Source organism: Agrococcus sp. Marseille-Q4369 (assembly GCF_018308945.1).
Lineage (GTDB): Bacteria > Actinomycetota > Actinomycetes > Actinomycetales > Microbacteriaceae > Agrococcus.
This window is the reverse complement of record NZ_CP070501.1, coordinates 2,216,998-2,240,928: the sequence shown is the minus strand read 5'-3', so window position 1 is coordinate 2,240,928 and position 23,931 is coordinate 2,216,998. Positions and strand designations below refer to the sequence as shown.

At 72.4% G+C, this 23,931-nt stretch carries 33 protein-coding genes and 2 tRNA genes; 16 read left to right on the top strand and 19 right to left on the bottom strand.

What is annotated here, in order from left to right:
• Window positions 1-28 precede the first annotated feature (28 nt).
• Window positions 29-670 (bottom strand): histidine phosphatase family protein, encoded by a 642-nt coding sequence (locus JSQ78_RS11310; protein WP_211447672.1) that lies wholly within the window; start codon window positions 668-670, stop codon window positions 29-31.
• 142 nt (window positions 671-812) lie between these two features.
• Here JSQ78_RS11310 and JSQ78_RS11305 point away from each other — a divergent pair, with 142 nt between their 5' ends.
• Window positions 813-1,094, top strand: coding sequence for a hypothetical protein (locus tag JSQ78_RS11305; protein ID WP_211447670.1), 282 nt, complete (start codon window positions 813-815; stop codon window positions 1,092-1,094).
• Between the two features lie 10 nt (window positions 1,095-1,104).
• The gene (gene aspS, locus JSQ78_RS11300) at window positions 1,105-2,427 is read left to right on the top strand and encodes an aspartate--tRNA(Asn) ligase (protein WP_249295661.1); all 1,323 of its coding nucleotides are present in this window, start codon (window positions 1,105-1,107) and stop codon (window positions 2,425-2,427) included.
• An 87-nt stretch (window positions 2,428-2,514) separates the two neighbouring features.
• Here the strand turns inward: aspS and JSQ78_RS11295 are convergent, their stop codons facing one another.
• From JSQ78_RS11295 to JSQ78_RS14085, 3 genes are all read right to left on the bottom strand, one after another.
• The gene (locus JSQ78_RS11295; protein ID WP_211447666.1) at window positions 2,515-2,769 is read right to left on the bottom strand and encodes a glutaredoxin family protein; all 255 of its coding nucleotides are present in this window, start codon (window positions 2,767-2,769) and stop codon (window positions 2,515-2,517) included.
• Window positions 2,770-2,849: 80 nt separating this feature from the next.
• Window positions 2,850-2,948: a 30S ribosomal protein bS22 gene (locus JSQ78_RS11290; protein ID WP_021011861.1), complete on the bottom strand. Its 99-nt coding sequence runs from the start codon at window positions 2,946-2,948 to the stop codon at window positions 2,850-2,852.
• A gap of 113 nt (window positions 2,949-3,061) precedes the next feature.
• The gene (locus JSQ78_RS14085; protein ID WP_211447664.1) at window positions 3,062-3,748 is read right to left on the bottom strand and encodes an ArsR/SmtB family transcription factor; all 687 of its coding nucleotides are present in this window, start codon (window positions 3,746-3,748) and stop codon (window positions 3,062-3,064) included.
• Between the two features lie 128 nt (window positions 3,749-3,876).
• Here JSQ78_RS14085 and JSQ78_RS11280 point away from each other — a divergent pair, with 128 nt between their 5' ends.
• From JSQ78_RS11280 to JSQ78_RS11270, 3 genes are read left to right on the top strand one after another with little or no spacing between them, the layout of a single operon-like run.
• Complete coding sequence (locus JSQ78_RS11280; protein ID WP_249295659.1) at window positions 3,877-5,307, top strand: TrkH family potassium uptake protein; 1,431 nt, start codon at window positions 3,877-3,879, stop codon at window positions 5,305-5,307.
• Window positions 5,300-5,971, top strand: coding sequence for a potassium channel family protein (locus JSQ78_RS11275; protein ID WP_211447662.1), 672 nt, complete (start codon window positions 5,300-5,302; stop codon window positions 5,969-5,971). Before JSQ78_RS11280 ends, JSQ78_RS11275 begins: the two co-directional genes overlap by 8 nt.
• The gene (locus JSQ78_RS11270; protein ID WP_249295657.1) at window positions 5,968-6,363 is read left to right on the top strand and encodes a YchJ family protein; all 396 of its coding nucleotides are present in this window, start codon (window positions 5,968-5,970) and stop codon (window positions 6,361-6,363) included. Before JSQ78_RS11275 ends, JSQ78_RS11270 begins: the two co-directional genes overlap by 4 nt.
• 6 nt (window positions 6,364-6,369) lie before the next feature.
• Here the strand turns inward: JSQ78_RS11270 and proC are convergent, their stop codons facing one another.
• The gene (gene proC, locus JSQ78_RS11265) at window positions 6,370-7,194 is read right to left on the bottom strand and encodes a pyrroline-5-carboxylate reductase (RefSeq protein ID WP_211447660.1); all 825 of its coding nucleotides are present in this window, start codon (window positions 7,192-7,194) and stop codon (window positions 6,370-6,372) included.
• A 53-nt stretch (window positions 7,195-7,247) separates the two neighbouring features.
• On the opposite strand from proC, the gene JSQ78_RS11260 reads away from it, so the two are divergent.
• The 3 genes from JSQ78_RS11260 to JSQ78_RS11250 are packed head-to-tail and all read left to right on the top strand — an operon-like array spanning window position 7,248 to window position 8,922.
• Window positions 7,248-8,210: a cation diffusion facilitator family transporter gene (locus JSQ78_RS11260; protein WP_211447659.1), complete on the top strand. Its 963-nt coding sequence runs from the start codon at window positions 7,248-7,250 to the stop codon at window positions 8,208-8,210.
• Between the two features lie 31 nt (window positions 8,211-8,241).
• Entirely contained in the window at window positions 8,242-8,658 is a 417-nt protein-coding gene (locus JSQ78_RS11255) for a hypothetical protein (protein ID WP_211447657.1), read from the top strand.
• A gap of 9 nt (window positions 8,659-8,667) precedes the next feature.
• The gene (locus JSQ78_RS11250; RefSeq protein ID WP_211447655.1) at window positions 8,668-8,922 is read left to right on the top strand and encodes a hypothetical protein; all 255 of its coding nucleotides are present in this window, start codon (window positions 8,668-8,670) and stop codon (window positions 8,920-8,922) included.
• 144 nt (window positions 8,923-9,066) lie between these two features.
• Here the strand turns inward: JSQ78_RS11250 and tadA are convergent, their stop codons facing one another.
• On the bottom strand, window positions 9,067-9,528 hold the full coding sequence (gene tadA / locus JSQ78_RS11245) for a tRNA adenosine(34) deaminase TadA (protein ID WP_211447653.1): 462 nt from the start codon (window positions 9,526-9,528) through the stop codon (window positions 9,067-9,069).
• Between the two features lie 54 nt (window positions 9,529-9,582).
• On the opposite strand from tadA, the gene upp reads away from it, so the two are divergent.
• Window positions 9,583-10,221 carry a uracil phosphoribosyltransferase gene (gene upp, locus JSQ78_RS11240; RefSeq protein WP_211447652.1) on the top strand — a complete coding sequence of 213 codons (639 nt, stop codon included), beginning with the start codon at window positions 9,583-9,585 and terminating at the stop codon, window positions 10,219-10,221.
• A gap of 385 nt (window positions 10,222-10,606) precedes the next feature.
• Window positions 10,607-11,347 carry a winged helix-turn-helix domain-containing protein gene (locus JSQ78_RS11235; protein WP_211447650.1) on the top strand — a complete coding sequence of 247 codons (741 nt, stop codon included), beginning with the start codon at window positions 10,607-10,609 and terminating at the stop codon, window positions 11,345-11,347.
• A 186-nt stretch (window positions 11,348-11,533) separates the two neighbouring features.
• On the opposite strand, the gene JSQ78_RS11230 is transcribed toward JSQ78_RS11235, so the two are convergent.
• Window positions 11,534-12,292 (bottom strand): alpha/beta fold hydrolase, encoded by a 759-nt coding sequence (locus JSQ78_RS11230; RefSeq protein ID WP_211447648.1) that lies wholly within the window; start codon window positions 12,290-12,292, stop codon window positions 11,534-11,536.
• Window positions 12,293-12,384: 92 nt separating this feature from the next.
• Here JSQ78_RS11230 and JSQ78_RS11225 point away from each other — a divergent pair, with 92 nt between their 5' ends.
• The gene (locus tag JSQ78_RS11225) at window positions 12,385-13,074 is read left to right on the top strand and encodes a type 1 glutamine amidotransferase (RefSeq protein ID WP_211447646.1); all 690 of its coding nucleotides are present in this window, start codon (window positions 12,385-12,387) and stop codon (window positions 13,072-13,074) included.
• A gap of 22 nt (window positions 13,075-13,096) precedes the next feature.
• Here JSQ78_RS11225 and JSQ78_RS11220 read toward each other — a convergent pair whose 3' ends face one another.
• From JSQ78_RS11220 to JSQ78_RS11200, 5 genes are read right to left on the bottom strand one after another with little or no spacing between them, the layout of a single operon-like run.
• A complete protein-coding gene (locus JSQ78_RS11220; protein ID WP_211447644.1) occupies window positions 13,097-13,510 on the bottom strand; it encodes a hypothetical protein in 414 nt (137 codons plus the stop codon).
• A gap of 2 nt (window positions 13,511-13,512) precedes the next feature.
• On the bottom strand, window positions 13,513-14,430 hold the full coding sequence (locus tag JSQ78_RS11215) for an asparaginase (protein ID WP_211447642.1): 918 nt from the start codon (window positions 14,428-14,430) through the stop codon (window positions 13,513-13,515).
• A gap of 9 nt (window positions 14,431-14,439) precedes the next feature.
• Window positions 14,440-15,066, bottom strand: a complete 627-nt coding sequence (locus JSQ78_RS11210; RefSeq protein ID WP_211447640.1) for a methylated-DNA--[protein]-cysteine S-methyltransferase — start codon at window positions 15,064-15,066, stop codon at window positions 14,440-14,442.
• Window positions 15,063-15,524: an RNA polymerase sigma factor gene (locus JSQ78_RS11205; RefSeq protein WP_211447639.1), complete on the bottom strand. Its 462-nt coding sequence runs from the start codon at window positions 15,522-15,524 to the stop codon at window positions 15,063-15,065. The genes JSQ78_RS11210 and JSQ78_RS11205 overlap by 4 nt, the downstream gene beginning before the upstream one ends.
• The gene (locus JSQ78_RS11200; protein ID WP_211447637.1) at window positions 15,521-16,009 is read right to left on the bottom strand and encodes a methylated-DNA--[protein]-cysteine S-methyltransferase; all 489 of its coding nucleotides are present in this window, start codon (window positions 16,007-16,009) and stop codon (window positions 15,521-15,523) included. The genes JSQ78_RS11205 and JSQ78_RS11200 overlap by 4 nt, the downstream gene beginning before the upstream one ends.
• A gap of 107 nt (window positions 16,010-16,116) precedes the next feature.
• Between JSQ78_RS11200 and JSQ78_RS11195 the strand changes: the two genes are divergently transcribed.
• On the top strand, window positions 16,117-16,677 hold the full coding sequence (locus JSQ78_RS11195) for a histidine phosphatase family protein (protein WP_211447635.1): 561 nt from the start codon (window positions 16,117-16,119) through the stop codon (window positions 16,675-16,677).
• Window positions 16,674-18,017, top strand: a complete 1,344-nt coding sequence (locus JSQ78_RS11190; protein ID WP_211447634.1) for an FAD-binding oxidoreductase — start codon at window positions 16,674-16,676, stop codon at window positions 18,015-18,017. Before JSQ78_RS11195 ends, JSQ78_RS11190 begins: the two co-directional genes overlap by 4 nt.
• 58 nt (window positions 18,018-18,075) lie before the next feature.
• Here JSQ78_RS11190 and JSQ78_RS11185 read toward each other — a convergent pair whose 3' ends face one another.
• A complete protein-coding gene (locus JSQ78_RS11185) occupies window positions 18,076-18,447 on the bottom strand; it encodes an FKBP-type peptidyl-prolyl cis-trans isomerase (protein WP_026372692.1) in 372 nt (123 codons plus the stop codon).
• A gap of 129 nt (window positions 18,448-18,576) precedes the next feature.
• Between JSQ78_RS11185 and JSQ78_RS11180 the strand changes: the two genes are divergently transcribed.
• Window positions 18,577-18,999 (top strand): OsmC family peroxiredoxin, encoded by a 423-nt coding sequence (locus JSQ78_RS11180; RefSeq protein WP_021010445.1) that lies wholly within the window; start codon window positions 18,577-18,579, stop codon window positions 18,997-18,999.
• A gap of 305 nt (window positions 19,000-19,304) precedes the next feature.
• On the opposite strand, the gene speB is transcribed toward JSQ78_RS11180, so the two are convergent.
• Window positions 19,305-20,240 carry an agmatinase gene (gene speB / locus JSQ78_RS11175; RefSeq protein WP_211447632.1) on the bottom strand — a complete coding sequence of 312 codons (936 nt, stop codon included), beginning with the start codon at window positions 20,238-20,240 and terminating at the stop codon, window positions 19,305-19,307.
• 156 nt (window positions 20,241-20,396) lie between these two features.
• Here speB and JSQ78_RS11170 point away from each other — a divergent pair, with 156 nt between their 5' ends.
• Together JSQ78_RS11170 and JSQ78_RS11165 are read left to right on the top strand one after the other, a co-directional pair.
• A complete protein-coding gene (locus JSQ78_RS11170; RefSeq protein ID WP_211447630.1) occupies window positions 20,397-20,903 on the top strand; it encodes a hypothetical protein in 507 nt (168 codons plus the stop codon).
• Between the two features lie 76 nt (window positions 20,904-20,979).
• A complete protein-coding gene (locus tag JSQ78_RS11165; RefSeq protein WP_211447628.1) occupies window positions 20,980-21,417 on the top strand; it encodes a hypothetical protein in 438 nt (145 codons plus the stop codon).
• Between the two features lie 15 nt (window positions 21,418-21,432).
• Here JSQ78_RS11165 and JSQ78_RS11160 read toward each other — a convergent pair whose 3' ends face one another.
• From JSQ78_RS11160 to JSQ78_RS11140, 5 genes are all read right to left on the bottom strand, one after another.
• A complete protein-coding gene (locus JSQ78_RS11160) occupies window positions 21,433-21,807 on the bottom strand; it encodes a hypothetical protein (protein ID WP_211447626.1) in 375 nt (124 codons plus the stop codon).
• 121 nt (window positions 21,808-21,928) lie between these two features.
• Window positions 21,929-22,001: transfer RNA gene (locus JSQ78_RS11155), tRNA-Arg, on the bottom strand.
• 82 nt (window positions 22,002-22,083) lie between these two features.
• Window positions 22,084-22,287 carry a cold-shock protein gene (locus JSQ78_RS11150; protein ID WP_092666090.1) on the bottom strand — a complete coding sequence of 68 codons (204 nt, stop codon included), beginning with the start codon at window positions 22,285-22,287 and terminating at the stop codon, window positions 22,084-22,086.
• Window positions 22,288-22,465: 178 nt separating this feature from the next.
• Window positions 22,466-22,554, bottom strand: a tRNA-Ser gene (locus JSQ78_RS11145).
• Window positions 22,555-22,638: 84 nt separating this feature from the next.
• Entirely contained in the window at window positions 22,639-23,916 is a 1,278-nt protein-coding gene (locus JSQ78_RS11140; protein WP_211447624.1) for an LCP family protein, read from the bottom strand.
• Window positions 23,917-23,931 lie beyond the last annotated feature (15 nt).

The following is a 23,931-nucleotide window of genomic DNA, read 5'->3' as shown; positions in this document are numbered from 1 at the left end:
CGTCGAACGGCCCTCGTCGCCACGCCGCTCACACCGCTCCCGCGTCGACCGCGTCGACGCCCGCGGCGGGCTCGGCGTAGTCGACCTCGACCATGCGGCCGTCACGGCGCACGTAGCTCGTGATCGACGAGAGCTGGCAGCGGCGCTTGCGCGGGTCGTGCCAGAGCGGCTTGCCCGCGAGTGCGAGGTGCGAGATCCAGATGGGCGACTGGTGGCTGACCATCACGATGTCGCCGTCGTCGTCCGACTCGTCGAGCTCGTCCCACGCGTCCTCCATCGCGGCGATGACGCGCTGGGCGATGGCGGTGTAGGGCTCGCCCCACGAGGGGCGGAAGGGGTTGCGCAGCAGCGGCCACGCCGACGGGTGCCGCAGGGCGCCGCTCGCCTCGAAGGTCTTGCCCTCGAACTCGTTCGTCGGCTCGATGATGCGGTGCTCGGTGCGGATCTCGAGCCCGAAGCGATCGGCCCACGGCTGCGCCGACTGCTGCGCGCGCTCGAGCGGGCTCGCGGCGAGGCGCACGACGGGGCGGCTCGCGAGGTGCTCGGCCGCGAGCTCGGCCATCCGCTCGCCGCGCTCGGAGAGGCGGTAGCCGGGCAGCCGCCCGTAGAGGATGCGCTCCGGGTTGTGCACCTCGCCATGGCGCACGAGATGGAGGCGACGGGCGGGCATGGCCTTCATCGTACTTGCGGAGTCTATGCGCGGTGGAGCTGAGGGCGGAGGCCCTTTCGGGCCTTCGCCGCGACCCCAGCGCCGGCGCCCGTCCCGGGCGCCGGGGAGCCCGGCTGACGCCTGAGCACGCCAGGATGGAGGCGTGCCCCTCCTCGTGCCCCTCGTCGCCGCGCTGCTCGTCGCGGCCGGCGCCGCCATGCTGTGGGTGTGGGCGGGGTCGATCGCGCACCGCGCGCACGGCGGCACGGTCGCGCTCGTCGTGGTCGCGCTCGCCGCCGCGGGCGTCTGGCTGCTCGTGGCCTCGGACGGGGCGGATGCGTCGGTGCCGGCTGCGGCGGGCTGGGTCGCGCTCGGCGCATCGGCGACCCTGCTCGTCGGCGGCTGGATCGGGATCGCGCGATGGGCGCCGGAGCGTCGTCGGTAGGATCGAGCGCGTGACTCAGCCGACCTCGCTCCCCCGCACGCTCATCGCCGACCTCGCGTCGCTGCCGGATGGGCCGGTGAAGGTGCAGGGCTGGGTCGAGACGGTGCGCGATCAGAAGCGCGTGCAGTTCGTCATCGTGCGCGACGAGTCGGGCGCCGCGCAGCTCGTCAACCCGGTCAACGACGACACCGCCGAGACCGCCGCGACGATCTCCGCGCTCATGCACGGCTCGTTCATCACCGTGACGGGCGACCTGAAGGCCGACGAGCGCGTCAAGCTCGGCGGGCTCGAGGTCAAGGTCGGCTCGCTCGTGGTCGAGTCGGTCGCGAAGGACTCGCCGATCGCCGACGACTCGTCGATCGACAAGCGCCTCGACTGGCGCTTCCTCGACCTGCGCCGCCCCGAGGCGCAGCTCATCTTCCGCGTGCAGACCACGATCGAGCACGCGATGCGCCAGCACTGGATCGATGAGGGCTTCATCGAGCTCCACACGCCGAAGCTCATGGCGACCGCCTCCGAGTCGCGCGCCGAGCTCTTCGAGGTGCCCTACTTCGAGACCACCGCCTACCTCGCGCAGTCGCCGCAGCTGTTCAAGCAGATGGCGCAGTCGGCCGGCTTCGGCAAGATCTTCGAGATCGGCCCGGCCTTCCGCGCCGACCCCTCGTTCACGAGCCGCCACGCGACGGAGTTCACGTCGATCGACTCCGAGATCTCCTGGATCGACTCGCACGAGGACGTCATGCAGCTGCACGAGCAGCTGCTCGCGAAGGCGGTCGCCGCGGTCGTGGAGCGGCACGGCGCCGAGATCGAGGAGCGCTTCGGCATCACCCTCGAGGTCCCGACGCTGCCCTTCCCGCGCATCCCCCACGCCGAGGTGAAGGCGATCGTCGAGAGCCGCGGCCACACGATCGAGCGCGCCGACGGCGACCTCGACCCCGAGGCGGAGCGCCAGATCTCGGCGCACGTCAAGGAGACGATGGGGCACGACTTCGTGTTCGTCACCGAGTACCCCTCGGGCGTGCGGCCGTTCTACCACCTGCGCCCCGAGGGCCGCGGCGAGGTGACGAACTCGTACGACCTCATCTACAACGGGGTCGAGATCTCGACGGGCGCGCAGCGCGAGCACCGCATCGACGTGCTCGAGGCGCAGATCGCCGAGAAGGGCATGGATGCGTCGGAGCTCGAGGAGTACCTCGACTTCTTCCGCTACGGCGTGCCCCCGCACGGCGGCTTCGGCATGGGCCTCGCGCGCGTCGTGATGCTCATGCTCGGCCTCGGCTCGATCCGCGAGACGACGTACCTCTTCCGCGGCCCGACGCGCCTGAAGCCGTAGCGCCCTCCGCTCGTCGCAGGGGCCGACGGTGCCCGACGCCCGGGACGGGCGTCGGCGCTGGGGACGCGGTTGAGGCCCGAAAGGGCCTCAACCCTTGAGCGTCACCGCGCGGATGCGGTCGGTCAGCTTCGCCTCGTCGACGCGCCACGCGGAGTGCTGGCGCCCGTCGATGAGCACGACGGGGATGTCGTCGCTGTAGCGCTCCGCGAGCGCGGGGTCGTCGAGGATCGACAGCTCCGTGAGCGACGCCTCGTCGAAGCCGGCGACGACGCGCTCGACGACCGGCCGCGCGTCGTCGCAGAGGTGGCAGCCGGGCTTGGTGATGAGCGTGATCTCGACCATCGCTCCAGCCTAGACACCGGGCCTAGACAAGCAGAGGCCGGGAGCCTGCGAGTGCAGGTCCCGGCCTTGGCTGCAACCGGCTACTTGCGGTTGCGACGCTGGTGGCGCGTCTTGCGAAGCAGCTTGCGGTGCTTCTTCTTCGCCATGCGCTTGCGGCGCTTCTTGACGACAGAACCCATAGAGGTTCCTCACTTCCGAATCGGGATTGCTCGCTGACGCTGCGCAGCCTCGAGGCCCGCGCAGGGAAAACGCTCGCGCCATCGTACCGGAATCGGCACGGGCGCCGCTGGGGTCAGTCCAGGCGGGCGTCGTCGGCGTCGCGCGCGGGCCGCTCGGTGTCGGCGTCGCGCTGCTGCTGCTGCTCGCGACCGCGCAGCTTGCCCTTCGCGTCGTCGAACCGCTGCGCGTTCCGGGCCGACAGCTCCTGCAGGCGCTCCTGCACCTCGTGGATGCGGTCCCGGGCCTCCTGCACGCGTTCTTGCACGTCGTGCACGCGATCGGCCGCGCGGCGACCGATCGATGCGCCGACCGGCGCGGGGTGCTCGACGGTGTCCGAGACGCGCGCGAGCGCCTGCTCCGCGGCGACGCGCGCCTGCTCGGCGGCCTGCCGCGCCTGGTCGGCCGCGGCGCGGAGCGGCGCCTGCACGTTGACGCCCGCCCACGCGGCGAAGGCGGCCGCGCCGAGCGAGGCCTCCTCCTGCTCGCCCTCAGCGAAGATGAACGGCATGAGCCAGTCGTCGATCTCGTCGAAGGGCGCGAGCACGATCGCGTAGTGGCGGTGCTGGCCGTCCTCGCGCACCGTCACGAGGCCCGCGTCGCGCAGCGTGCGGAGGTGCTTCGACACCGTGGGCTGCGGCACGCCGAGCGCCTCGACGATCTGGCTGACCGAGGCGTCTCCGGTCGTCGCGCGGCGCTCGAGGAGCACCCCGAGGATGTCGCGGCGCGTGCTGTCCGCGATCACGCTGAAGATGTCGGCCATGCCGAAAGCATGCCAGCGCCGAGGCTGGGGCGACAAACCTGGTCGGCGCGCGAGGTCGCGCACGAGGGCTACGCTTGCCCCGTCCTGCGCCGCCCGACGGCGCTCCGGTTCCGCGAAGGGCACAGCACGTGGCGCAGCTGCGGTCGTCGAGCGATGCGACGCTGCTCGAGCGATCGCGCGACGCCGTCGAGCGCTTCGCAGCTGCGTACCCCGCGCGCTTCGCGATCGCCGTCTTCGCGTCGCTCAACCTCGTCTTCGCCGTGCTGCTCGCGACCCCGTGGGCGAAAGCGGGCGAGGGCGCGACCGACCCGGTGGATGCGTTCTTCCAGGCCGTGAGCGTCGTGTGCGTGACGGGGCTCACGGTCGTCGACATGGCGACCCACTGGAGCCCGTTCGGCAACGCGGTCGTGATGATCGGCGTCGAGGTCGGTGGCATCGGCGTGCTGACGCTCGCGTCGATCCTCGGCATGACGGTCGCCCGCCGGCTCGGGTTGCGGCAGCGGCTCATGGCCGCGAGCGACTCGAACCCGTCGCGCGTACGGCGCGGCGTGGTGCAGGAGCAGCAGGCGATCCGGCTCGGCGAGGTCGGCTCGCTGCTGCGCATCGTCGCGCTCTCGGTGCTCGCGTTCGAGGCCGCGCTCATCGTGCTGCTGCTGCCGCGGCTGCTGCTCGAGGGCAAGGACTTCCTGACCGCGCTCTACGAGGCGACCTACTGGTCGATCATGGCGTTCACGAACTCGGGCTTCGTGCCCACCGTCGAGGGGCTCGAGCCCTTCGCGACCGACCCGTGGTTCCTCGGCGTGCTCATGCTGGGCGTCTTCATCGGCTCGCTCGGCTTCCCCGTCTACTTCGTCATCCTGCGGCACCTCGGCAAGCCGCGGCAGTGGTCGCTGCACGTCAAGCTGACGATCACCGTCTCGCTGCTGCTGCTCCTGCTCGGCGGGCTCGCGTTCCTCGTGCTCGAGTGGGGCAACGCCGACTCGTGGGGCACCGACGACTTCGGCCAGCAGCTGCTGCACGCCTTCTTCCTCTCGGCGATGGCACGGTCGGGCGGCTTCGCGGTCGACGACCTCGGACTGCTGCACAACTCGAGCCTGCTCGTGACCGACATGCTCATGTTCGTCGGCGGCGGCTCCGCCTCGACCGCCGGCGGCATCAAGGTCACGACCCTCGCGATCCTCTTCCTCGCGGCGGTCGCCGAGGCGCGCGGCCGCAAGTCGATGGAGGCGTTCGGGCGCCGCATCCCCTCCGACGTCCTGCGCCTCGCCGTCTCCGTCACGCTCTGGAGCGCGACGATCGTCGCCGGTGTCACGATCGTGCTGCTCGAGATCACCGGTGCACCGCTGTCGTTCGTGCTCTTCGACGTCATCAGCGCGTTCGCGACCGTCGGGCTCTCGACGGGCTTCACCCACTCCGAGCTCGAGGACTCCGCGAAGGTCATCCTGGCGCTGACGATGTTCGTCGGCCGCATCGGTAGTGTGACGCTCGCCGCGGCGCTCGCCGCGAGCCAGCGGACGCAGCTGTTCACGCGCCCCGAGGAGAGGCCGATCGTTGGTTGACAGGATCCCCCACGACGCCCCCGTGCTCGTGATCGGGCTGGGCCGCTTCGGCGCCGCGACAGCGGGGCAGCTCGCGCGCCTCGACCGCGAGGTGCTCGCGATCGACGGCGACATCAACCTCGTGCAGAAGTGGTCGGAGCGCCTCACCCACACCGTGCAGGCCGACGCCCGCTCGATCGACGCGCTCAAGCAGGTCGGCGCGCAGGACTTCTCCATCGCGGTGTGCGCGGTCGGCTCGTCGATCGAGGCCTCGGTGCTCATCACCGCGAACCTCGTCGACCTCGGCATCCCGCAGATCTGGGCGAAGGCGATCAGCCAGTCGCACGGCAAGATCCTCAGCCGCATCGGCGCGAACCACGTCATCTACCCGGAGGCGGAGGCCGGCGAGCGCGTCGCGCACCTCGTCTCGGGCCGGATGCTCGACTACATCCAGTTCGACGACCAGTTCGCGATCGTGAAGATGTACCCGCCGAAGCACATCCGAGGCATCTCGCTCGCCGAGTCGAAGATCCGCTCGAAGTACCACCTGACGGTGGTGGGCGTGAAGAGCCCCGGCGGGGAGTTCACCTACGCGACGCCCGAGACCGTGGTCTCGAACCACGACCTCATCATCGTCTCGGGCAACCAGAACGACATCGAGCGCTTCGCGGGCCTGAGCGCGTGAGCACGGCGATCGACGACGGCGAGCGCTGCCCGTGCGGCACCGGGCTCACCTACGGCGAGTGCTGCGGGCCGATCCACCGCCGCGAGCGCGAGGCCGCGACGGCCGAGCAGCTCATGCGCTCGCGCTTCACGGCGTTCGCGCTCCGCGACGTCGACTGGCTGCTCGCGTCCTGGCACCCGACGACCCGGCCGCGCTCGCTCGAGCTCGACCCGGGCATCCGCTGGCTCCGGCTCGACATCGTCGGCACGAGCGCCGGCGGTCCGTTCGACCGCGAGGGCACCGTCTCGTTCGATGCCCACTGGGTCGCCGACGGCACGCGCGGCGCGATGCGCGAGGTCAGCAGCTTCCGCCGCGACCAGGGGTGGCAGTACCTCGACGGCCAGCCGCGCTGACGCGGCTCAGCCCGCGGCGAGCTCCCGCGCGCGCTCGAGCGCGGCGGCCGTCGCCCGGTCGAAGACCTCGCCGAGGCGCGCTTCCTGCAGCACCGCGACGGCGCGCTCGGTCGTGCCCTTCGGGCTCGTCACGCGGCGGCGCAGCTCGGCCGGCTCGGCGCCGTCGGCGGCGAGCAGCTCGCTCGCGCCGCGGAACGTGCCCTGCACCATCGTCGCCGCCTGCTCGCGGGTGAAGCCCATCCGCTCCGCCGTGCGCGTGAGCTCCTCGATGAGCAGGAAGACGTAGGCGGGGCCGGACCCCGAGATGGTCGAGAGTGCGTCGATCTGCGACTCGTCGAGCACGAGCACCTCCCCGACCGACTCGAACAGCCGTGCGACGAGCGCGACGTCGTCGGCAGCGGCGCGGCTGCCGCCCGCCACACCCGTGACGCCGAGCCCGACGTGCGAGGGCGTGTTCGGCATCGCCCGGACGACGGCGACGGATGCGGGCAGCACGGTCTCGATGGACGCGGTCGTCGTGCCCGCCGCGATCGAGACGACCACGGCATCCGCCTCGAGGTGGGGCGCGATGTCGCGCGCGAGCTCGACGATGCCGGCCGGCTTGACGCCGAGCACGACGAGCTTCGCGCCGGCGACCGCGCGGGCGTTGCCGCCCGGCTCCGACTCGAGCGCGATCGACTCGACGCCCTCGTGGCCGATCGCGCCCGCCTTCGCGGCGGTGCGGTTTGTCACGACGATGCGCTCGGCGCCGTGACGCGCGAGCCCCGTGAGGATCGCGCCGCCCATCGAGCCGACACCGAGCATGGCGATGGGAGGGAGCAGCTCTGGCATGCCGCCAGGCTAGTCGGCAAGCCGCCAGCGCCGCCTTGCGTAGAATCGCGATCGTGAGCGCATCCCACGGTACGAAGGCGGTCGTCGCGGCGTTCCTCGCCAACACGGGCATCGCCATCACGAAGTTCGTCGCCTGGTTCTTCTCGGGCTCGGCGTCGATGCTCGCCGAGGCGATCCACTCGGTCGCCGACGCCGGCAACCAGCTGCTGCTCCTGCTCGGCGGTCGGCTCGCGAAGCGCAAGGCCGACGCGGAGCACCCGTTCGGCTACGGCCGCGAGCGCTACGTGTGGGCGTTCATCGTCGCGCTCGTGCTCTTCTCGGTCGGCGGCCTCTTCTCGATCGCCGAGGGCGTCTCGAAGCTGCGTGACCCGCACGAGCTCGACATCATCTGGCTGCCGCTCGTCGTGCTCGGCATCGCCATCGTGCTCGAGAGCCTCTCGTTCCGCACCGCGATCAAGGAGTCGAACAAGGTGCGCGGCAAGGCGCGCTGGGTGGACTTCATCCGCAAGGCGAAGAGCCCCGAGCTGCCGGTGATCCTGCTCGAGGACCTCGCGGCGCTCCTCGGCCTCGTGTTCGCGTTCATCGCCGTCAGCCTCACGGCGATCACGGGCAACCCGCTCTTCGACGCGATCGGCACCATCGTCATCGGCGTGCTGCTCATCGTCGTCGCGGCCGTGCTGGCCGTCGAGATGAAGTCGCTCCTCATCGGCGAGGGCGCGACGAAGGAGGACACGGCGCGCATCGCGCGCGTCCTGAACGCCGCCCCGGGCGTCGAGTCGGTCATCCACATGAAGACGCTCTACCTCGGGCCCGACGAGCTCATGATCGCGGCGAAGGTCGCGTTCCCGCCGAAGAGCGACATCGAGCACGTCGCGCGCACGATCAACGAGCTCGAGTCGCTGCTGCGCGCCGAGATCCCGCACGCGCGAGTGATCTACATCGAGCCCGACCTCTACCTCCACCGGCCCGAGATCGCTCCCTCGACCGACCACATCGTGATCCAGTCGGGCAACTGACGGACCGGACGCGTCTGTGTAGGCTGTCTGCATGGACTTCCTGCACTCGCTGCTGCTCGCCGGCCACTTCATCGGCCTCGCCCTGCTCGTCGGCACGTTCTTCGTGCAGATGCGGGCGAAGGCCGGGCACAACTTCACGCTGCTCCTGATCGGCGGCGCGCTCCAGCTCGTGACCGGCGTCTCGCTCTACGGACTGGCCATGGCGAACGACGCCGATGTGAACCACATGAAGCTCGGCATCAAGGGCGTCATCGCGCTCGTCGTGTTCGTCGCCGCGCTCATCGGCTTCCTCCGCCAGCGCTCGATGCGCAACGAGAAGTCGCGCCTGGCGGCTGGCGGCGCCGTGGCGGCCGCCGACGTCGCCCTCGAGCGGAAGCTCATGCCGTTCTTCCACGCGGCCGGCGGGCTCGCGCTCGTCAACCTCCTCATCGCGGTGTTCTGGCGCTGAGGTGACCGGATGGGGCGGCTCGAGCTCGTCGCCCTCCTCGCCACCCTGGGCGTGACGGTCGCGCTCGTGCTCGCGGGACCCCGCTTGTGGCACAGCGCCTCAACGCAGCGAACCCGCCGCATGGGCGGCGGGCTCGGCGTCATGGACGAGATCTGGCGCCCGCACACCTACGAGCAGCGCATCGCGGAGGAGCAGCGCGAGCAGGCCGGCGACCAGGTCGAGGGGCTCGAGCCGAAGGATCCGCGCCGCCCGCCCGGCGACTGAGGGTCGAGTCGGCCGCTTCCCGCCGACTCGACCCGCTGTCACCGCGGCTGCCGGCGACTCGACCGCTTGTCGCCCACTCGAGCCCTTGCCGCGGGTCCGCTCGACGCGAAGGGGTCAAGCCGCCAGCGCCGCCGCGCCGCGCCGTCAGCGCCGCTCGGCGAAGAACGCGCGCAGCTGCGCCTCCGCCTCGGCCGCGAGCACCCCCGAGACGACCTCGACGCGGTGCGGCAGCCGCCGCTCGCGCAGCAGGTCGACGACGCTCCCGGCGGCACCGGCCTTCTCATCCCACGCGCCGAACACGACGCGGTCGATGCGGCTCGCGAGGATGGCGCCCGCGCACATGACGCACGGCTCGAGCGTGACGACGAGCACGCATCCGTCGAGCCGCCAGGCACCGCGCGTCGCGGCCGCCTCGCGCAGCGCGACGACCTCGGCGTGCGCCGTCGGGTCGTGCCGCAGCTCGCGCTCGTTGCGGCCCGTGCCGAGGACGGTGCCGGATGCGTCGACCACGACCGCGCCGACCGGCACGTCGGCCGAGCGCTCGGCCGCCGCCGCCTCGTCGAGCGCGAGGCGCATGAGCGCCTCGTCGCGTGCTGCCGGCCGCATCCGCCCTCCTCGTCGGGGCGCACCGGATGCAGGCCGCCCACTACCCTGAACCCTATGCGAGTCCACGTCGCCGACCACCCGCTCATCACCCACAAGCTCACCGTGCTGCGGGATGCGCGCACGCCCTCGCCGACCTTCCGGTCGCTCGTGGGCGAGCTGATGACGCTGCTCGCGTACGAGGCGACCCGCAACGTGCGCGTGACGCCGAAGGAGATCACGACGCCGGTGACGGTCACGACGGGCGTCGAGATCGCGGAGCCGCGCCCGCTCGTCGTGCCGATCCTGCGCGCGGGCCTCGGCATGCTCGAGGGCATGACGGCGCTCGTGCCGACCGCCGAGGTCGGCTTCCTCGGCATGGCGCGCAACGAGACCACGCTCGAGCCGACGACCTACGCCGAGCGGCTGCCGGACGACCTCTCGGACCGCCAGTGCTTCGTGCTCGACCCGATGCTCGCCACCGGCGGCTCGCTCTCGGGCGCGATGCAGTTCCTCTTCGACCGCGGCGCGGTGGACGTCACCGCCATCTGCCTGCTCGGCACCCCCGAGGGCCTCGAGCGCGTCGAGCGCGACATGGACGGGCACGACGTGACGATCGTGCTCGGCGCCCTCGACGAGGGTCTCGACGAGCGCGGCTTCATCGTGCCGGGGCTCGGCGACGCCGGCGACCGCCTCTACGGCACGGTCGGCGACTGAGCGCCCGCGGCGCGCGCGCCGCTTTCCGTCATAGTTCGTCACATCGTTGCGTCATTTGACTTGCGACGCGAGAAGCGGCGATACTGACAAGCATGACGACCACCTTCGGCCCCCAGTCCGTCCTCGCGACGAACGGGACGAACGGCATGATGATGCCGATGGTCGACATGCGTCGAATGTGTGCTTGAGCCCAGCTCGCACCAGCCCGACCGCTCCGCATCGGAGTCGCTGACGCATCGCCGTCGCACCCCGTGAGGCCCTGAGCAGGCCTGCGAGCGGTCACCGGACCCATCCGAGGTCTGCGCACCACCCCTCGACTCCTCGAGTCGGCAGCACTCATCGCCCCTCCACGGGCGCTGCCGACCGCACGCCGGAAGGCCCTCCCATGACCATCACCGCTCTCCCCGCCCGCACTGCCCTTCACCGTCAGCTCGGCCGCCCGTCGCTCGCCCAGCCCCGCACGAGCGGCTCGAGCGCCCTCAAGCCGCTGCCCGCCGCATCCGCTCCGACTCCGACGGCCGCGCCGCACGGCGCCGTCCGGGCCGTCCCCGAGGGCACCGAGGCGCGCGGCTTCGTGCTCTACGTCGGCCTCGGCGAGGACGCCGCCGCCGAGGACCGCGTCGAGCTCGCGCGGCTCGTCACCGAGCTGCGCGCCCTCACGTCGAAGCTCGCCCCGAGCGCGCAGACCCACGCGGCCGTCGCCCTCGCCCCGGCCGGCGCCGGCGGTCGCGACGTCGACGTCGTGCGCCGCGCGCTCGGCGACCCCGCGGTGCAGCAGCCCGCGGCCGAGACCGACCCGGGCATCGTCATCGACCTCACCCGCAAGCGCGTCGCGATCGGCGACGAGATCGCGCCGCTCACCTACCGCGAGTTCGAGCTGCTGCAGCACATCGTGCTGCGCGAGGGCTCGACGGTCGGCCGCTGCGACATCATCGACGCGCTGTGGGACGCCGACGCCGACGACCGGCCCAACGAGCGCACGATCGACGTGCACGTGCGGAGGCTGCGCGCGAAGCTCGGCGCCTACGCCGAGATCATCCGCACGGTGCGCGGCGCGGGCTACCGCTTCGACCGGCACGCCGACGTGACGGTGCTCGCATCCGGACCGAGCCCCGACCGCTTCTGATCGGCGCCCACAGGCCTTTCACAGCAGGAACTGGGGCGGCTCGTTACCCATCCGTTATACGTTCGTCGCACGTTGATCGTAGTGCTGTGGCGATCGGCGGAAGCGGAGGCAGCAGCCTCACTTGGTGCAAGGGACTGGGGCCGGTCGGGAGAACCCGATCGGCCCTCTTGCACGTCGCAGGGCGTGTCAACCGAGGTGCTCGGCGAGGAACGCGGATGCGCTGCGCCGGAAGGTGCCGGAGGTGGGCGCATTCACGTGGTTGCGACCGGGGATCTCCTCGAAGCGACCGTCGGGCAGGAGCGGCAGCAGCTCGCGCGTGTCATCCGCGCGCGTGTCCTTCGCCCCGGTCATGAGCAGCGTCGGCACCGCGGGCGGCGCCTGCGTCGGGTCGAAGAGCGTGCGCGACACCTCACCCGCGAGCGTGACGAGCGTGGCCGGGTCGTGCTCGGGGAAGACCGCCGCGAGGTCGACGATGAACGACTCCATGGGGCCGGGTTCGGCCTCGCCCGCGAGCGCGCGCTGCGCGAGGTCGACGTCGAAGCGCTCGAACGGGTCGCTCGCCGGCAGTCCGCCGAGCACGAGCGCCCGGAAGGCGTGCGGACGGGTGCCGGCATGCCGCCAGAGCAGCCGGGCGCCCATCGAGTAGCCGATCGCCCCGGGTGGCTCGTCGAGCGCGAGCTGGGCGAGCACCGCGTCGACGTCGGCGACGAAGCGCGGCACGCCGTAGCCGGTCGATGGCCGGTCGCTCTCGCCGTGGCCGCGGAGGTCCATCGCGATGCCGCGGAGGCCGCGCTCGGCGAGCGCGGCGCTCCAGCCGCTCCCGATCCAGTTGCGCTTCGCGTTCGACGAGAAGCCGTGGATCATCAGCACGGGCGAGCCGTCGGGGTCGCCGAGCTCGTGCAGGGCGATCCGCACGCCGTCGGGCGCCATCGCGAAGACCGTCATGCTGCTCCCCCGCCTCGGGGCGGATGCGGCCGGTCGCGTGATCGGGACCGGTGCCCGCCACGCCTAGGCTAGCGACGAGAGAAGGGTGCACGTTGGCGCGTTCCGTCCTGTTCATCAAGCACATCGAGTACGAGACGGGCGGGCACGCGACGACGCTGCTGAGCCACCTGCCGACGCGCGAAGCGGTGCTCGAGACCGCGCTGCCCCCGCTCGACGACATCGCCGGCATCGTCATCACCGGCGGGCAGATGAGCGCCGCCGAGGTCGATCGCTTCCCGTCGCTGCAGGCGACGGCCGATCTCGCGCTGCGGGCCATCGACGCCGACGTGCCGGTGCTGGGCATCTGCCTCGGCCACCAGATCATCGGCCGCGCGCTCGGCGGTGTGCACCGCGAGGGCGTCGTCGACGCCGTCGGCATCCTCGACATCGAGCTCCTCGAGCCCGACCCGTGGCTCGGCGACCACGTCGGCCAGCTCGGCGCCATGCGCTGGAACAGCGACGTCGTCTCGCTCCCGCCGGGCGCGCAGCTGCTCGCGCGCAGCGCGACCGTCGACAACGACGCGTTCCGCTACGGCTCGGCGCTCGGCATGCAGTTCCACCTCGAGGCCGACGACCGCGTCATGCGACTCTGGGACTCCGTGGCGTCGCCGACGCTCTCGGAGCTGCGCGACCCGGATGCGGTGGCCGAGTGGCGCGCACACCTCGCGAGCGACGAGACCCTGCTGGGCGTCGTCGAGCGTGGCTTCGGCGCGTTCGCGGAGGCGTGCGCCGCCCGGCTCTGACGGCCGCGCCGCACCACCGGAGTTAGCCGGCGAGCCGCACCGTCGCCTCGGTCGGCCCGCCGCAGCGCTCGGTGCCGCCGACCCGCACCCAATCGGGCTGCACCACCCCCTCGGTCAGCACCGCGCCGTCCTCGCCGAGCGCGCGGAGCCTCAGCCGCTCGCCAGGGTAGTAGAGCGTGAACGTCGCGAGCTCGTCCCCGACGGTGACGCGGCCGGCTCCGATCTCGGCTTCGCCCCCGACGCCGCAGCCCGCCTCCGGGCACACCTCGAGCGCCGCGATGCCGTCCGCGGCCCACCCGAGCTCGACGTGCAACGTGCTCGAGTAGCCGACAGCGGTGCAGGCGGCACCGAACCCGCAGCCCGTCGTGCCGGCGACGACGGCGACGACGGCGACGACGGCGAGCGTCGCAGCGAGCGCTCCCCGTGCGCGGCGCACGGCTACACGACCGGGCGCAGCAGGCCCACCGGCTCGCCGGCGCTGCGCTGCACGAGACCGAGCGGTTCGGCGAGCCGATCGAGCGTGCCCTCGGGGAGCGCGCCCGCCCGCTCGAGCATCGCGAGGGCGACCGGTGCGCCGGCTCGCCGCGCGCCGTCGGCGCTCTTCACGACCGCGGTCGTGCCGTCGGGGGCGACCATCGCCTGCGTGCCCTCGGCCCCGAACTTCGTCGCGCATCCGGTGCCCGCGATCACGACCGCATCGGGTCGGCCCGCGCCGTCGATGAGCGTCGGGTGCGCCCGCATCGCGTCGCCGACGAAGCGGTGCCCGCCCGTGCCGTCGGGCGCGAGGCGGCGGAAGGCGCGAGCGAGGCCGAGCGGGGTTGTGGCGAAGACGAGCGCCCCGCAGCCGTCGCGCGCGATGCCGGGCACGCTCTCGCCCGCGGCACCGTCGATCCCCTCGCGGAGGACCGCGGTCAGCGGATGCGACTCCTCCCAGTACCCGGCGGGCGCTCCAAGCGCGCGCGCCGCGGCGGCGAACGCGATGTGCTTGCCGACGCACACATGCGCGAAGCGCCGCTGCGTGCCGTCGGGCGCCTTCATCGGCGGGCAGCGGAGCGACGCCTCGTCGACGTCGAGGGCTGCCGCCATCGCCTGCGCGGTCGCGACGTGCTCGTCGTCCGCCCAATGGCTCGCGCTCGCGAGCGCGGCGTGCGCGGGCTCGAGCTCGACGAGGCCCCGCTCGAGCAGCGTCGCCGCGAAGAGCGGCTTGAGCGCGCTGCGCGCGAGGAACGGGCGCTCGACCGGCCCGTGGGCCTCGATGACGCGGCCCTCCGGGTCGATGAGCACCGCGACGCCGCGGTGCTCGGACTCGATGAATCCGTCGCGCTCGACGACGGCGAGGAGCTCGGTGGCTGGCATCCGCCCAGGCTAGTGCGCGGCGCCTGCTCCTTCGACGCGCAGCAGCCGCTGCTTCGCCTCGATGCCGCCGACGTACTGCCCGAGCGCCCCGTCGCTGCGCACCACTCGGTGGCACGGGATGGCGACCGGCAGCGGGTTGCGACGGCACGCGGTGCCGACCGCCCGCACCGCTCGCGGCGAGCCGGCTGCCGCCGCGACCTGCGCGTAGCTGCGCGTCTCGCCGTAGGGGATCTCGCGCAGCCGCTCGATCACGTCGCGGCCGAAGCCGCGCGCGAGCGAGAGGTCGAGCGCGCCGTCGAAGGCCCGAGAGCGCCCGCCGATCAGGTCGTCGATCGCGCGCGCCGCCGCGTCGAGCCGGGCGGGCGCCTCGAGGATGCGGGGGCTGAGCGAGGTCGCGAGCCGCTCGAGGGTCGCATCGGGCGCTGCCCCGTCGAACGTCACCGAGACGAGGCCGGCGGGCGTGCTCGCGAGCAGCAGCGCGCCGAGCTCGGTGTCGAGCGAGCGGTAGGCGACGTCGAGCAGCCCGCGCTCGGCGGCGCGATCCGCGAGCCTCGCGCGCAGCTCAGCGACCCGATCGGCGGCGGGCTCGAGCGGCGCGGCCGGGAACGGCGCGCCCGGAGAGAGCGGCCCGGTCATCGCTCCTCCCCCATGAGCACCCGCAGCCGCCGCACGCCGTCGGACGACGCGCGACGCACCGCATCCGTCGACGACTGCAGCTGCAGGGCGACCTCGGCGAACGGCAGCCCGCCGAGGTGGTGGAGCACGACCGCCTCGCGCTGGCGCTGCGGCAGCTGCGCGAGCGCGCGGGCGAGGTCGAGGTCGCGCGCTCGATCGGGCGCGACGTGCTCGGGCACCTCGCCGACGACGAGCCGCGAGCGCCGCCGCAGCACGTCGATCGCCTTCCGGTGCGCGATCGTCACGAGCCAGCCCTCGATGCGCGCGTCGTGCGCGAGCGTCGGGTAGGCCTCGAGCGCGGCGAGGAACGTCTCGCTCCACGCGTCGTCGGCGTCCGCCTCGTCGAGCAGCGCCCGGCACACTCGCCACACTCGAGCGCCGTGCCGCTCGACGATCCTCTCGAACGGGGCACGGCTCACGCGACCGAATCTAGCCGCGCGCGCCGCTCGTGATCGAGCAGGTAGCGCTTGCGCTCGACACCGCCCGCGTAGCCGGTGAGCGCACCGGTCGAGCCGACCACGCGGTGGCACGGCACGACGATCGAGAGGGGGTTGCGGCTGTTCGCGAGCCCGACGGCGCGCACGGCGGTCGGCTGGCCGATGCGGGCGGCGATCCAGCCGTAGGTGCGCGTCTCGCCGTAGGGGATCTCGCGGAGCGCCTCCCACACGCGCACCTGGAAGGCGCTGCCGGCGGGGTCGAGGGGCAGCTCGAACGCCTCGCGCTCCCCCGACCAGTACTCGTCGAGCTGTCGCACGGCATCCGCGAACGCCGCGTCGTCGCGGTCGCCGAAGCCAGCCGGGTCGGGCGCGGGCCGATGCTCGGGCATGGTGATGCCGGTGAGCACGCCGTCGCGCGCGACGAGCGTGAGCTCGCCGATGGGGCTGTCGATGATCGTGTGCGTCATGGCCGTATTCCTCTCACACCCTGCCAACGCGCGAGGGCCGAGGGATGTGAGGTTGTGGATGGCGGCGGATGCGCGGGCCGCCCGTGCGCGCCGCCTAGGCTCGGAGCATGGAGATCGCGCTCGTCCGGCACGGCCAGACGGACTGGAACCTCGCCGGCCGGCTGCAAGGCACGAGCGACATCCCGCTCAACGAGACCGGCATCGCGCAGGCGCACACCGCGGCCAGGCTGCTCGCCGCCGAGACGCCCGGCGAAGGTCGTTGGGATGCCGTGGTCTCGTCGACGCTCGAGCGCGCGGCCGTGACGGCCGACATCATCGCCGCGGAGCTCGACCTCGAGGTCGGCGGCCGCTTCGCGAGCCTCATCGAGCGCGCCTACGGCGAGGTCGAGGGACTCACGAAGGACGAGGCGATCGCGCGCTTCGGCACCGACTGGCCGGGCGAGGAGGACTTCGACGACCTGCAGCGGCGAGCGGTGGCGGCGATCGACGACGTCGCGTCCCGCAATCCCGTCGGAGCGCTCGTGATCGTCTCGCACGGCACCTTCATCCGCGCGTTCACCGACCACGTCACCGGCCTCGAGACGCGCACGCCCGACAACGCGCACTCGGTGCGCTTCCGCGGCACGCCCGGCGCGTGGGCGCTCGTCGACGGGCTGGTGCTCGCGTGAGCCTCGACGCGCTCCGCGCGGCGCTGCCGGAGCACGTGCTCGTCACCGACCCTGCCGCGCTCGAGATCGCGCGCGCCGACAAGTCGGGCCACCGCTCCCGCGCCGCGCCCCTCGCGATCGTCGAGGCGGAGGCGGTCGAGCACGTGCAGGCGGCGCTCCGCTGGGCGAGCGAGCACCGCGTGCCGGTCGTGCCGCGCGCCGCGGGCACCGGTCTCGCGGGCGGCGCGATCGCGGGCGAGGGTGAGCTCGTCGTCTCGGTCGACCGCATGCGGCGCCTGCTCGACGTCTCGCTCATCGACCAGTCCTGCGTGGTCGAGCCGGGCATCCGGAACGCCGAGCTGGGCGAGCTGCTCGCCGCCCACGGCCTGTGGTGGCCGCCGGACCCGGCGAGCCGAGCCATCTCGACCGTCGGCGGCAACATCGCCACGAACGCCGGCGGGCTGCTGTGCGCGAAGTACGGCGTGACGCGCGAGTGGGTGCTCGCGCTCGACGTCGTGCTGGCCGACGGCAGCCTCATCTCCACCGGTCACCGCACCGTCAAGGGCGTCACCGGGCTCGACCTCACGGCGCTCATGATCGGCTCGGAGGGGACGCTCGGCATCGTCGTCGGTGCGACGCTCAAGCTGCGTCCGCTCGTCGAGGGCAGCATCTGGACGGTCGGCGCCTTCTTCGACGACGAGGCCATCGCGGCCGCCGCGTGCACCGCGGTGACGGCCGCGCGCATCCGCCCCGCCATCATGGAGCTCGTCGGGCGCGACGCCGTCTCGATGCTCGCCGCCTACACCGGGCAGCCGATGGAGGGCGCGTTCGTGCTCGTGCAGACCGACGACCTCGGCGCCGCCGCGACCTCGGAGGCCGTCGCCGCGATCCTCGCCGCGCACGGCGGGCGGGTCGAGCGCACCGACGACGCGGCTCGGTCGGATGTCCTGGTGCAGGTGCGCAGGCAGGTGCACTTCGCGCTCGAGTCGTTCGGCACGGTGCTCGTCGAGGACGTCTCGGTGCCGAGATCGCGGCTCGCGGACATGTTCCGTGCGTGCGACGAGGCATCCGCTCGGCACGGCGTGCGGCTCGCGACGACCGCGCACGCCGGCGACGGCAACCTGCACCCGACCTTCGTCTTCGACGGCACCGAGCCGAGCGACGAGATCTGGGCGTGCGCGAACGAGGTCTTCGAGGCGGCGATCGCGATGGGCGGCACGCTCACCGGCGAGCACGGCGTCGGGATCCTGAAGCGCCGCTGGCTCGTCGACGAGCTCGGCGAGCGGCAGCTCGAGCTGCAGCGCGCGGTGCGCGCGGCGTTCGATCCGCTCGGCATCCTGAATCCGGGCAAGGCCGTCTGAGACGAGTCGAGGGTCCGCGTCCGAGCGGACGCGAACCCTCGACGGCCGAAGCGGTGGGTCAGCGGACGGCGACCAGGTCGCACACGAAGATGAGCGCCTCGTTCGGGCCGATCACGCCGCCCGCGCCGCGCTCGCCGTAGGCGAGGTGGGGCGGGATGACGAGCTTGCGGCGGCCGCCGACGCGCATGCCGAGGATCCCCTGCTCCCAGCCCTTGATGACCATGCCCACCCCGAGCGGGAACTCGAGCGGGGCGCCGCGGTTGTACGAGGCGTCGAACTCCTCGCCGGTCGAGTGCGTCACGCCGACGTAGTGCACGCTCACCTGCTTGCCGTTCACCGCCTCCTCGCCGTCGCCGACGGTGATGTCGGTGATCTCGAGGTCAGCGGGCGCGGGGCCCTCGGGGGCGTCGATCTCGGGCTTCTCAGTCATGCGCCCATCCTCGCACGCGCCCGCCCGAGTGCCTCCGCGCATCCGACCACCCGACCCCCAGCCTGCGCGCGTAGCCTGGGGCCACTCGCCCGCCGACGGAGGGCGCGACGCGAACTCAAGGAGGACTCCATGGCCATCACCTCGAACGCGAGCACCAGCTGGAACGGGCCGCTCAGCAGCGGCTCCGGCACGACCACGCTCGGCACCGGCTCGAGCTTCGACCTCACGTGGAAGGCGCGCGCCGAGGAGGGCGGCGCCTCGACGCCCGAGGAGTTCATCGCCGCTGCGCACGCCTCCTGCTACGCGATGGCGCTCTCCCACGCGCTCGAGGAAGCCGGCCACGCGCCCGAGTCGCTCAGCACGAGCGCGAAGGTCTCGTTCGAGCCCGGCAAGGGCATCACGACGAGCGTGCTGACGGTGAGCGGGAAGGTGCCCGGCATCGACCAGGAGCAGTTCGCGAAGCATGCCGAGGAGGCCAAGGCTGGCTGCCCGGTCTCGCAGGCCCTCGCGGGCATCGAGATCCAGCTCGAGAGCGCCACGCTCGAGGGCTGAGAAAGCCATCGCGGAAGTGGGTGCGATGCCTTACATTCAGCAGTAGACCCGCGCAGGGGCCTCGACGGACCGGCGAGGGAACCACCCACCACCACTCGCAAAGGAACGCCAATGGGCTTCAAGCAGCTTCCCACCCACCTCCTCCTCTCGCCGCTGGGCGAGGATGACTTCATCATCATGGGCGGAGAGGACGACTTCATCATCATGGGCGGCGGCAGCTCCAAGTAGCCTCGCCCCGACCCCCGCGGCCGCGGTGCTGACAGCGATGTCGGCCCGCGGCCGCGCTGCGTCCGGGGGCTGCCCGCTCAGCGCGACGGCGGCGGGATGAGCGCGAGCAGCTCCCACACGGTGTGCGCGGCGGCGAGCCCCGTGATGCCCGCGTGGTCGTGGGCGGGCAGCACCTCGACGACGTCGCCGCCGACGATGTCGAGCCCGCGCAGCTCGCGCAGCACGCCGAAGAGCTCGCGGGTGCTGATGCCGGCGACCTCCGGCGTGCCGGTGCCGGGCGCGTGCGCCGGATCCAGCACGTCGATGTCGATCGACACATACACCGGCCCGGTGCCGAGGCGGTCCCGGATGCGCTCGGCGAGCTGCTCGGGCGAGTGGCGGGCGAAGTCGTCGCTCCGGATGATCGCGAACCCGGCCCGCGCGTCGTCGTCGAGCTCGATCGGGTCGTAGATGCCGCCGCGGATGCCGACGTGCTGGCAGTGCTCGAGGTCGAGCAGCCCCTCCTCCGCGGCGCGGCGGAACGGCGAGCCGTGCCAGATGCTCGCGCCGTGCAGCGTGTCCCACGTGTCGAGGTGCGCGTCGAAGTGGAGCACCGCGAGCGGCCCGTGGCGCTCGGCGGCCGCCCGCAGCAGCGGCAGCGCGATCGTGTGGTCGCCGCCGATCGCCACGACGGTCGTGCCGCCCTGCACGAGCGTCCGCGCCTGCTCGTGGATCGCCTCGACGGCCGCCTCGATGTCGTAGGGGCCGACCCGCAGGTCGCCGCCGTCGACCACCTGTCGGTCGCGGAACGGGAACGACTCGTGCACCTGGTGGTACGGATGCAGCTGGCGCGAGTGCTCGCGCACGTGCGCCGGACCGAAGCGCGCGCCCGGGCGGAAGCTCGTGCCCGAGTCGAACGGGATGCCGACGACGGCGACGTCGGCGTGCTCGACCTCGTGCCGCTGCGGCAGCAGCGCGAAGGTGGCGATGCCCGCGTAGCGCGGCAGCCCCGGGTCGTCCCGCTGACCGATCATGTCGTCTCCCTGTCCGGCCCGGTCGAGGCGCACGACCGTGCCGGATGCGGTCGCTCTCGTCGCGATTCTGGCACGCGGCAGTCGCCCTCGTGCCACCGAGCGGCCCGGATGCGAGCACAGCGAGGAGCACGAGAGAATGGTGGAGGAGGTGCGGCAGTGGACCACGAGGGCACGCAGGGCGACGGATCGGCGATCGACGCGATCGAGCGCTATGCGCGCCGGGCTGCGCGCATCGGCAGGATCGCCGCCGAGGAGCGCACCTCGCACGAGGAGGCGCACGAGATCGCTCGAGCGACGGCGGTGCTCGCGGCGCGCGACTACGGGCGCGACGCCGCGCGGGCGCGGCTGCGACGCTCGCCGCTGCTGCACGGCCTCCTCGCGGTCGTCGTGCTCATCCCGGTGGCGAGCGCCTTCATGCCCGACGGCCGCGGGCTCACGCTCTTCTCCCTGCTCTCGCTCGTGTACGTCGCCGTGCACGTGGCCGAGCTCACCGTCGGCAGTCCACTGCACCGCTTCGCCGGCCGGCTGCCCGCCGCGGTGCAGCAGTTCCTCTCTCCGCACCAGGTGCTCTTCGAGCAAGCGGTGCTGCACGCCTACACCGAGCGGAGCCGCGAGCTCGGCGCGGTCGGCTGCTCGTGCGGCGTGCACGACGACGCCCCCTGACATCATCCGCAGGGACGACGCGCGATCCGTCGCCGGTGCGATGTGGCGCCACGCTCGCGTCGGCTGTGATGGAGGCATGAAGAGACGCCTCCCCGCCATCGCCGCGCTCGCCGCGGCCTCGCTCGCCACGGCAGCCCTGAACGGCTGCACGAGCTTCACCGACACGCTCGAGCGCGTCCACAGCGAGTCGTTCGACACGCGCGCCGCGGCATCCGAGGGCTGGGTCGGCGTGACGATGCCGGAGTGGCTCCCGGAAGATGCGTCGAGCATCCGCACCACGGCGACCACGGACGAGAGCAGCGCGGTCATCGCGTTCACCGGTGGTGAGCCGAGCGGATGCGCGGAGGGCACGCGCTCGACGCTTCCGTTCGACGGCCGCTACGGCGGCTTCGCGGACGCGAGCGAGCTGCCCGAGACGGTGCTCTGGTGCGGACCGTACGAGGTGCACGAGACGACCGAGGGGTGGCTCGCCTGGTTCAACGCCACCGAGGAGGGGCAGACGCCCGAGTCCTGAGCGCCCGTGCCGGGCTCAGCCCTTCGGATGGCGCTCCCGCTCGAACGTCAGGTCGAGCGACCACGAGGGCCGCTCGCCGTCGGCGTGCAGCCGCTGCGAGTGCGGCTCGAGGCTGCGCCGGAACACCGCGCCCCGGAACACCGCGGGCACCGTGAAGTCGTCACGGCTCGCGAGCAGCCGTCCCCGTGCGTCGAGGAGGAGCGCGTGGCGCACCACGCCCTCGTCATCCGGGGCGCTCGTCCACCGCAGCTCGGTCGCCGACGGCCAGCGCTCGAGCAGCCGCGCTCGCAGCCCGTTCACCGCCTCCGCCGCGAGACCCTCGGCCATCCGCTCGGACGCGGCTCGAGCGACCTCCGGGTCGGGCGTGAGCTCGCTGTAGTCGAAGTCCATGGTGCTCGCGATCCTGGCACCGCGCATGCCCGGACCGACCTCGACGCGCGAGCGGACGCATCCCGGGAACCACGAAGGCCACTTGCTCTCGCAAGTGGCCTTCTCCTGTCTCAACACAGTGCGCGCCCGGAGGGACTCGAACCCCCAACCTTCTGATCCGTAGTCAGATGCTCTATCCGTTGAGCTACGGGCGCTTGGCCGAACGGCCAGGGATCAGACTACCTGATCCCCGGCCGTCAGCGCGAATCGAGCCGCGTCACGAGGACGCGACCAGGCTCACAGGGGGCGAATGTTCGCAGCCTGCGGGCCCTTGTTGCCCTCGACGATCTCGAACTCGACTGCCTGAGCCTCTTCGAGGGTCTTGAAGCCGTTGGACTGGATCTGGCTGTAGTGAGCGAACAGATCCTTGCCGCCGTCGTCCGGAGCGATGAAGCCGAAGCCCTTGCCGGAGTCGAACCACTTGACGGTGCCGGTTGCCATATTTCCTTCAATCATGCTGTGCGGCCGGGGCCGCGTTCAAAAGCGCCGAGCAAGATCCGCCCTGCGCCGTCCTCAGCGTAGCGTCGATCACCGACGCCGCGCTGAGAACTTTCCGCCGGCTTGCGCCGGAGGAACGAGCGAGGCCCCGCGTTCCAGAAGGAAGCGGGGCCTCAGTCCGTGGAGACGGAGGGATTTGAACCCTCGGTCCCCTATTGGGGACTCCACCTTAGCAGGGTGGTGCACTAGGCCGGACTATGCGACGTCTCCGTGGCCCGCGGTGGGCAGGCCGACGGCAAGTCTAGCAAAGCGGGGAACGGTCTCGATACGCGCGCTGCTCGACCAGGGGGGCGGTCAGCCGCCGAAGGGCACGACGCACGACTCCTGCGACGCATCCTGGCCGATGACGCCCTCGAGCTCATCGGTCGGCGTCGGCGTGGGCGTCGTGCCGGGCTCAGCACTCTCGGTCGGCTCAGGCGTCGAGGTCGGCTCGGGGGTGCCGGATGCGCTGGGTCCGGTCGTCGGCTCCGGCGTCTGGTCGGTCGATCCCACGCCGAGCGAGTCCTCGCCGAGCTCGATCGGCAGGTCGAGCCGGATGCGCCGCATCAGCTCCTCGGCGCGCTCCTCGTCGGGCACGACCCGCGCCCCCTGGTAGACGTTGGGGTAGAGCACGAACTGCATCGTCTCGAGCGGGATGTCGGCGAGCACGCGCGCCATCGACACCATCGTGCCGATGTCGCCGAGGCCCGACGAGAGGGTCATGTTCTCGATCGCGACCTGCGAGATCGCGTAGAGGCGCGTGAAGTCGGTGAGCACCGCATCCGACTGGAGCGTGCGCACGAGCGACGAGAGGAACACCTGCTGCGACGAGATGCGCGCGAGGTCGGAGCCGTCGCCGACGCCGTGCCGGGAGCGAAGGAACTGCAGCGCCCGCTCCCCCTCGAGCTCGTGGACGCCGGCCTCCTCGATCTGGAGGCCCGTCCACGGGTCGTCGATCGGGCCGGCGAAGCAGACCGGCACGCCGCCGACCGCGGTCGACATGTTGATGACGCCCTGGAAGGTGATCATCGCCGCGTACGGCACGTCCATGCCCGTGAGGCTCTCGACCACCGTCGCGACGCACGCGAGCCCGCCGCGGCCGAGCGCCTGGTTGAACTGCACGTTGCGCGCGGCCGGCACCGTCTCGCCCGTCTCCGGGTCCTCGCACGCGGGGAAGTCGACGAGCAGGTCGCGCGGGAAGGAGACGACGCGCGCTCGGCTGTGGTCGTCGTTGACGTGCAGGAGCATCGTGACGTCGTTGAGCTTGCCGCCGTCGTAGGCCGACTCGCCGAACTCCTCGCCCTGCCCCTCGCGCTGGTCGGAGCCGACCATGAGGATCGTGAACCCGCCCTCGTAGGGCGCGAAGCCGGCTTGGGCGGGCGGCACGTCGGCGGCGAGGTCGACGGTGGTGATGCCGGTCGTGACGCGCAGCACCGAGATGCCGACGACGCCGACGAGCGCCGCGAGCACGACGGCCATGCCGAGCGCGATCCAGCGGAAGACGTGGGCGATCCCCGAGTGCCGCCGCAGCCGCCCGTGGCGCGGCGTCATCGACGAGGTGTCGACGACGGTGGTCGCGCGCTCGGCTGCCATGGGGCGCCCTCCAGG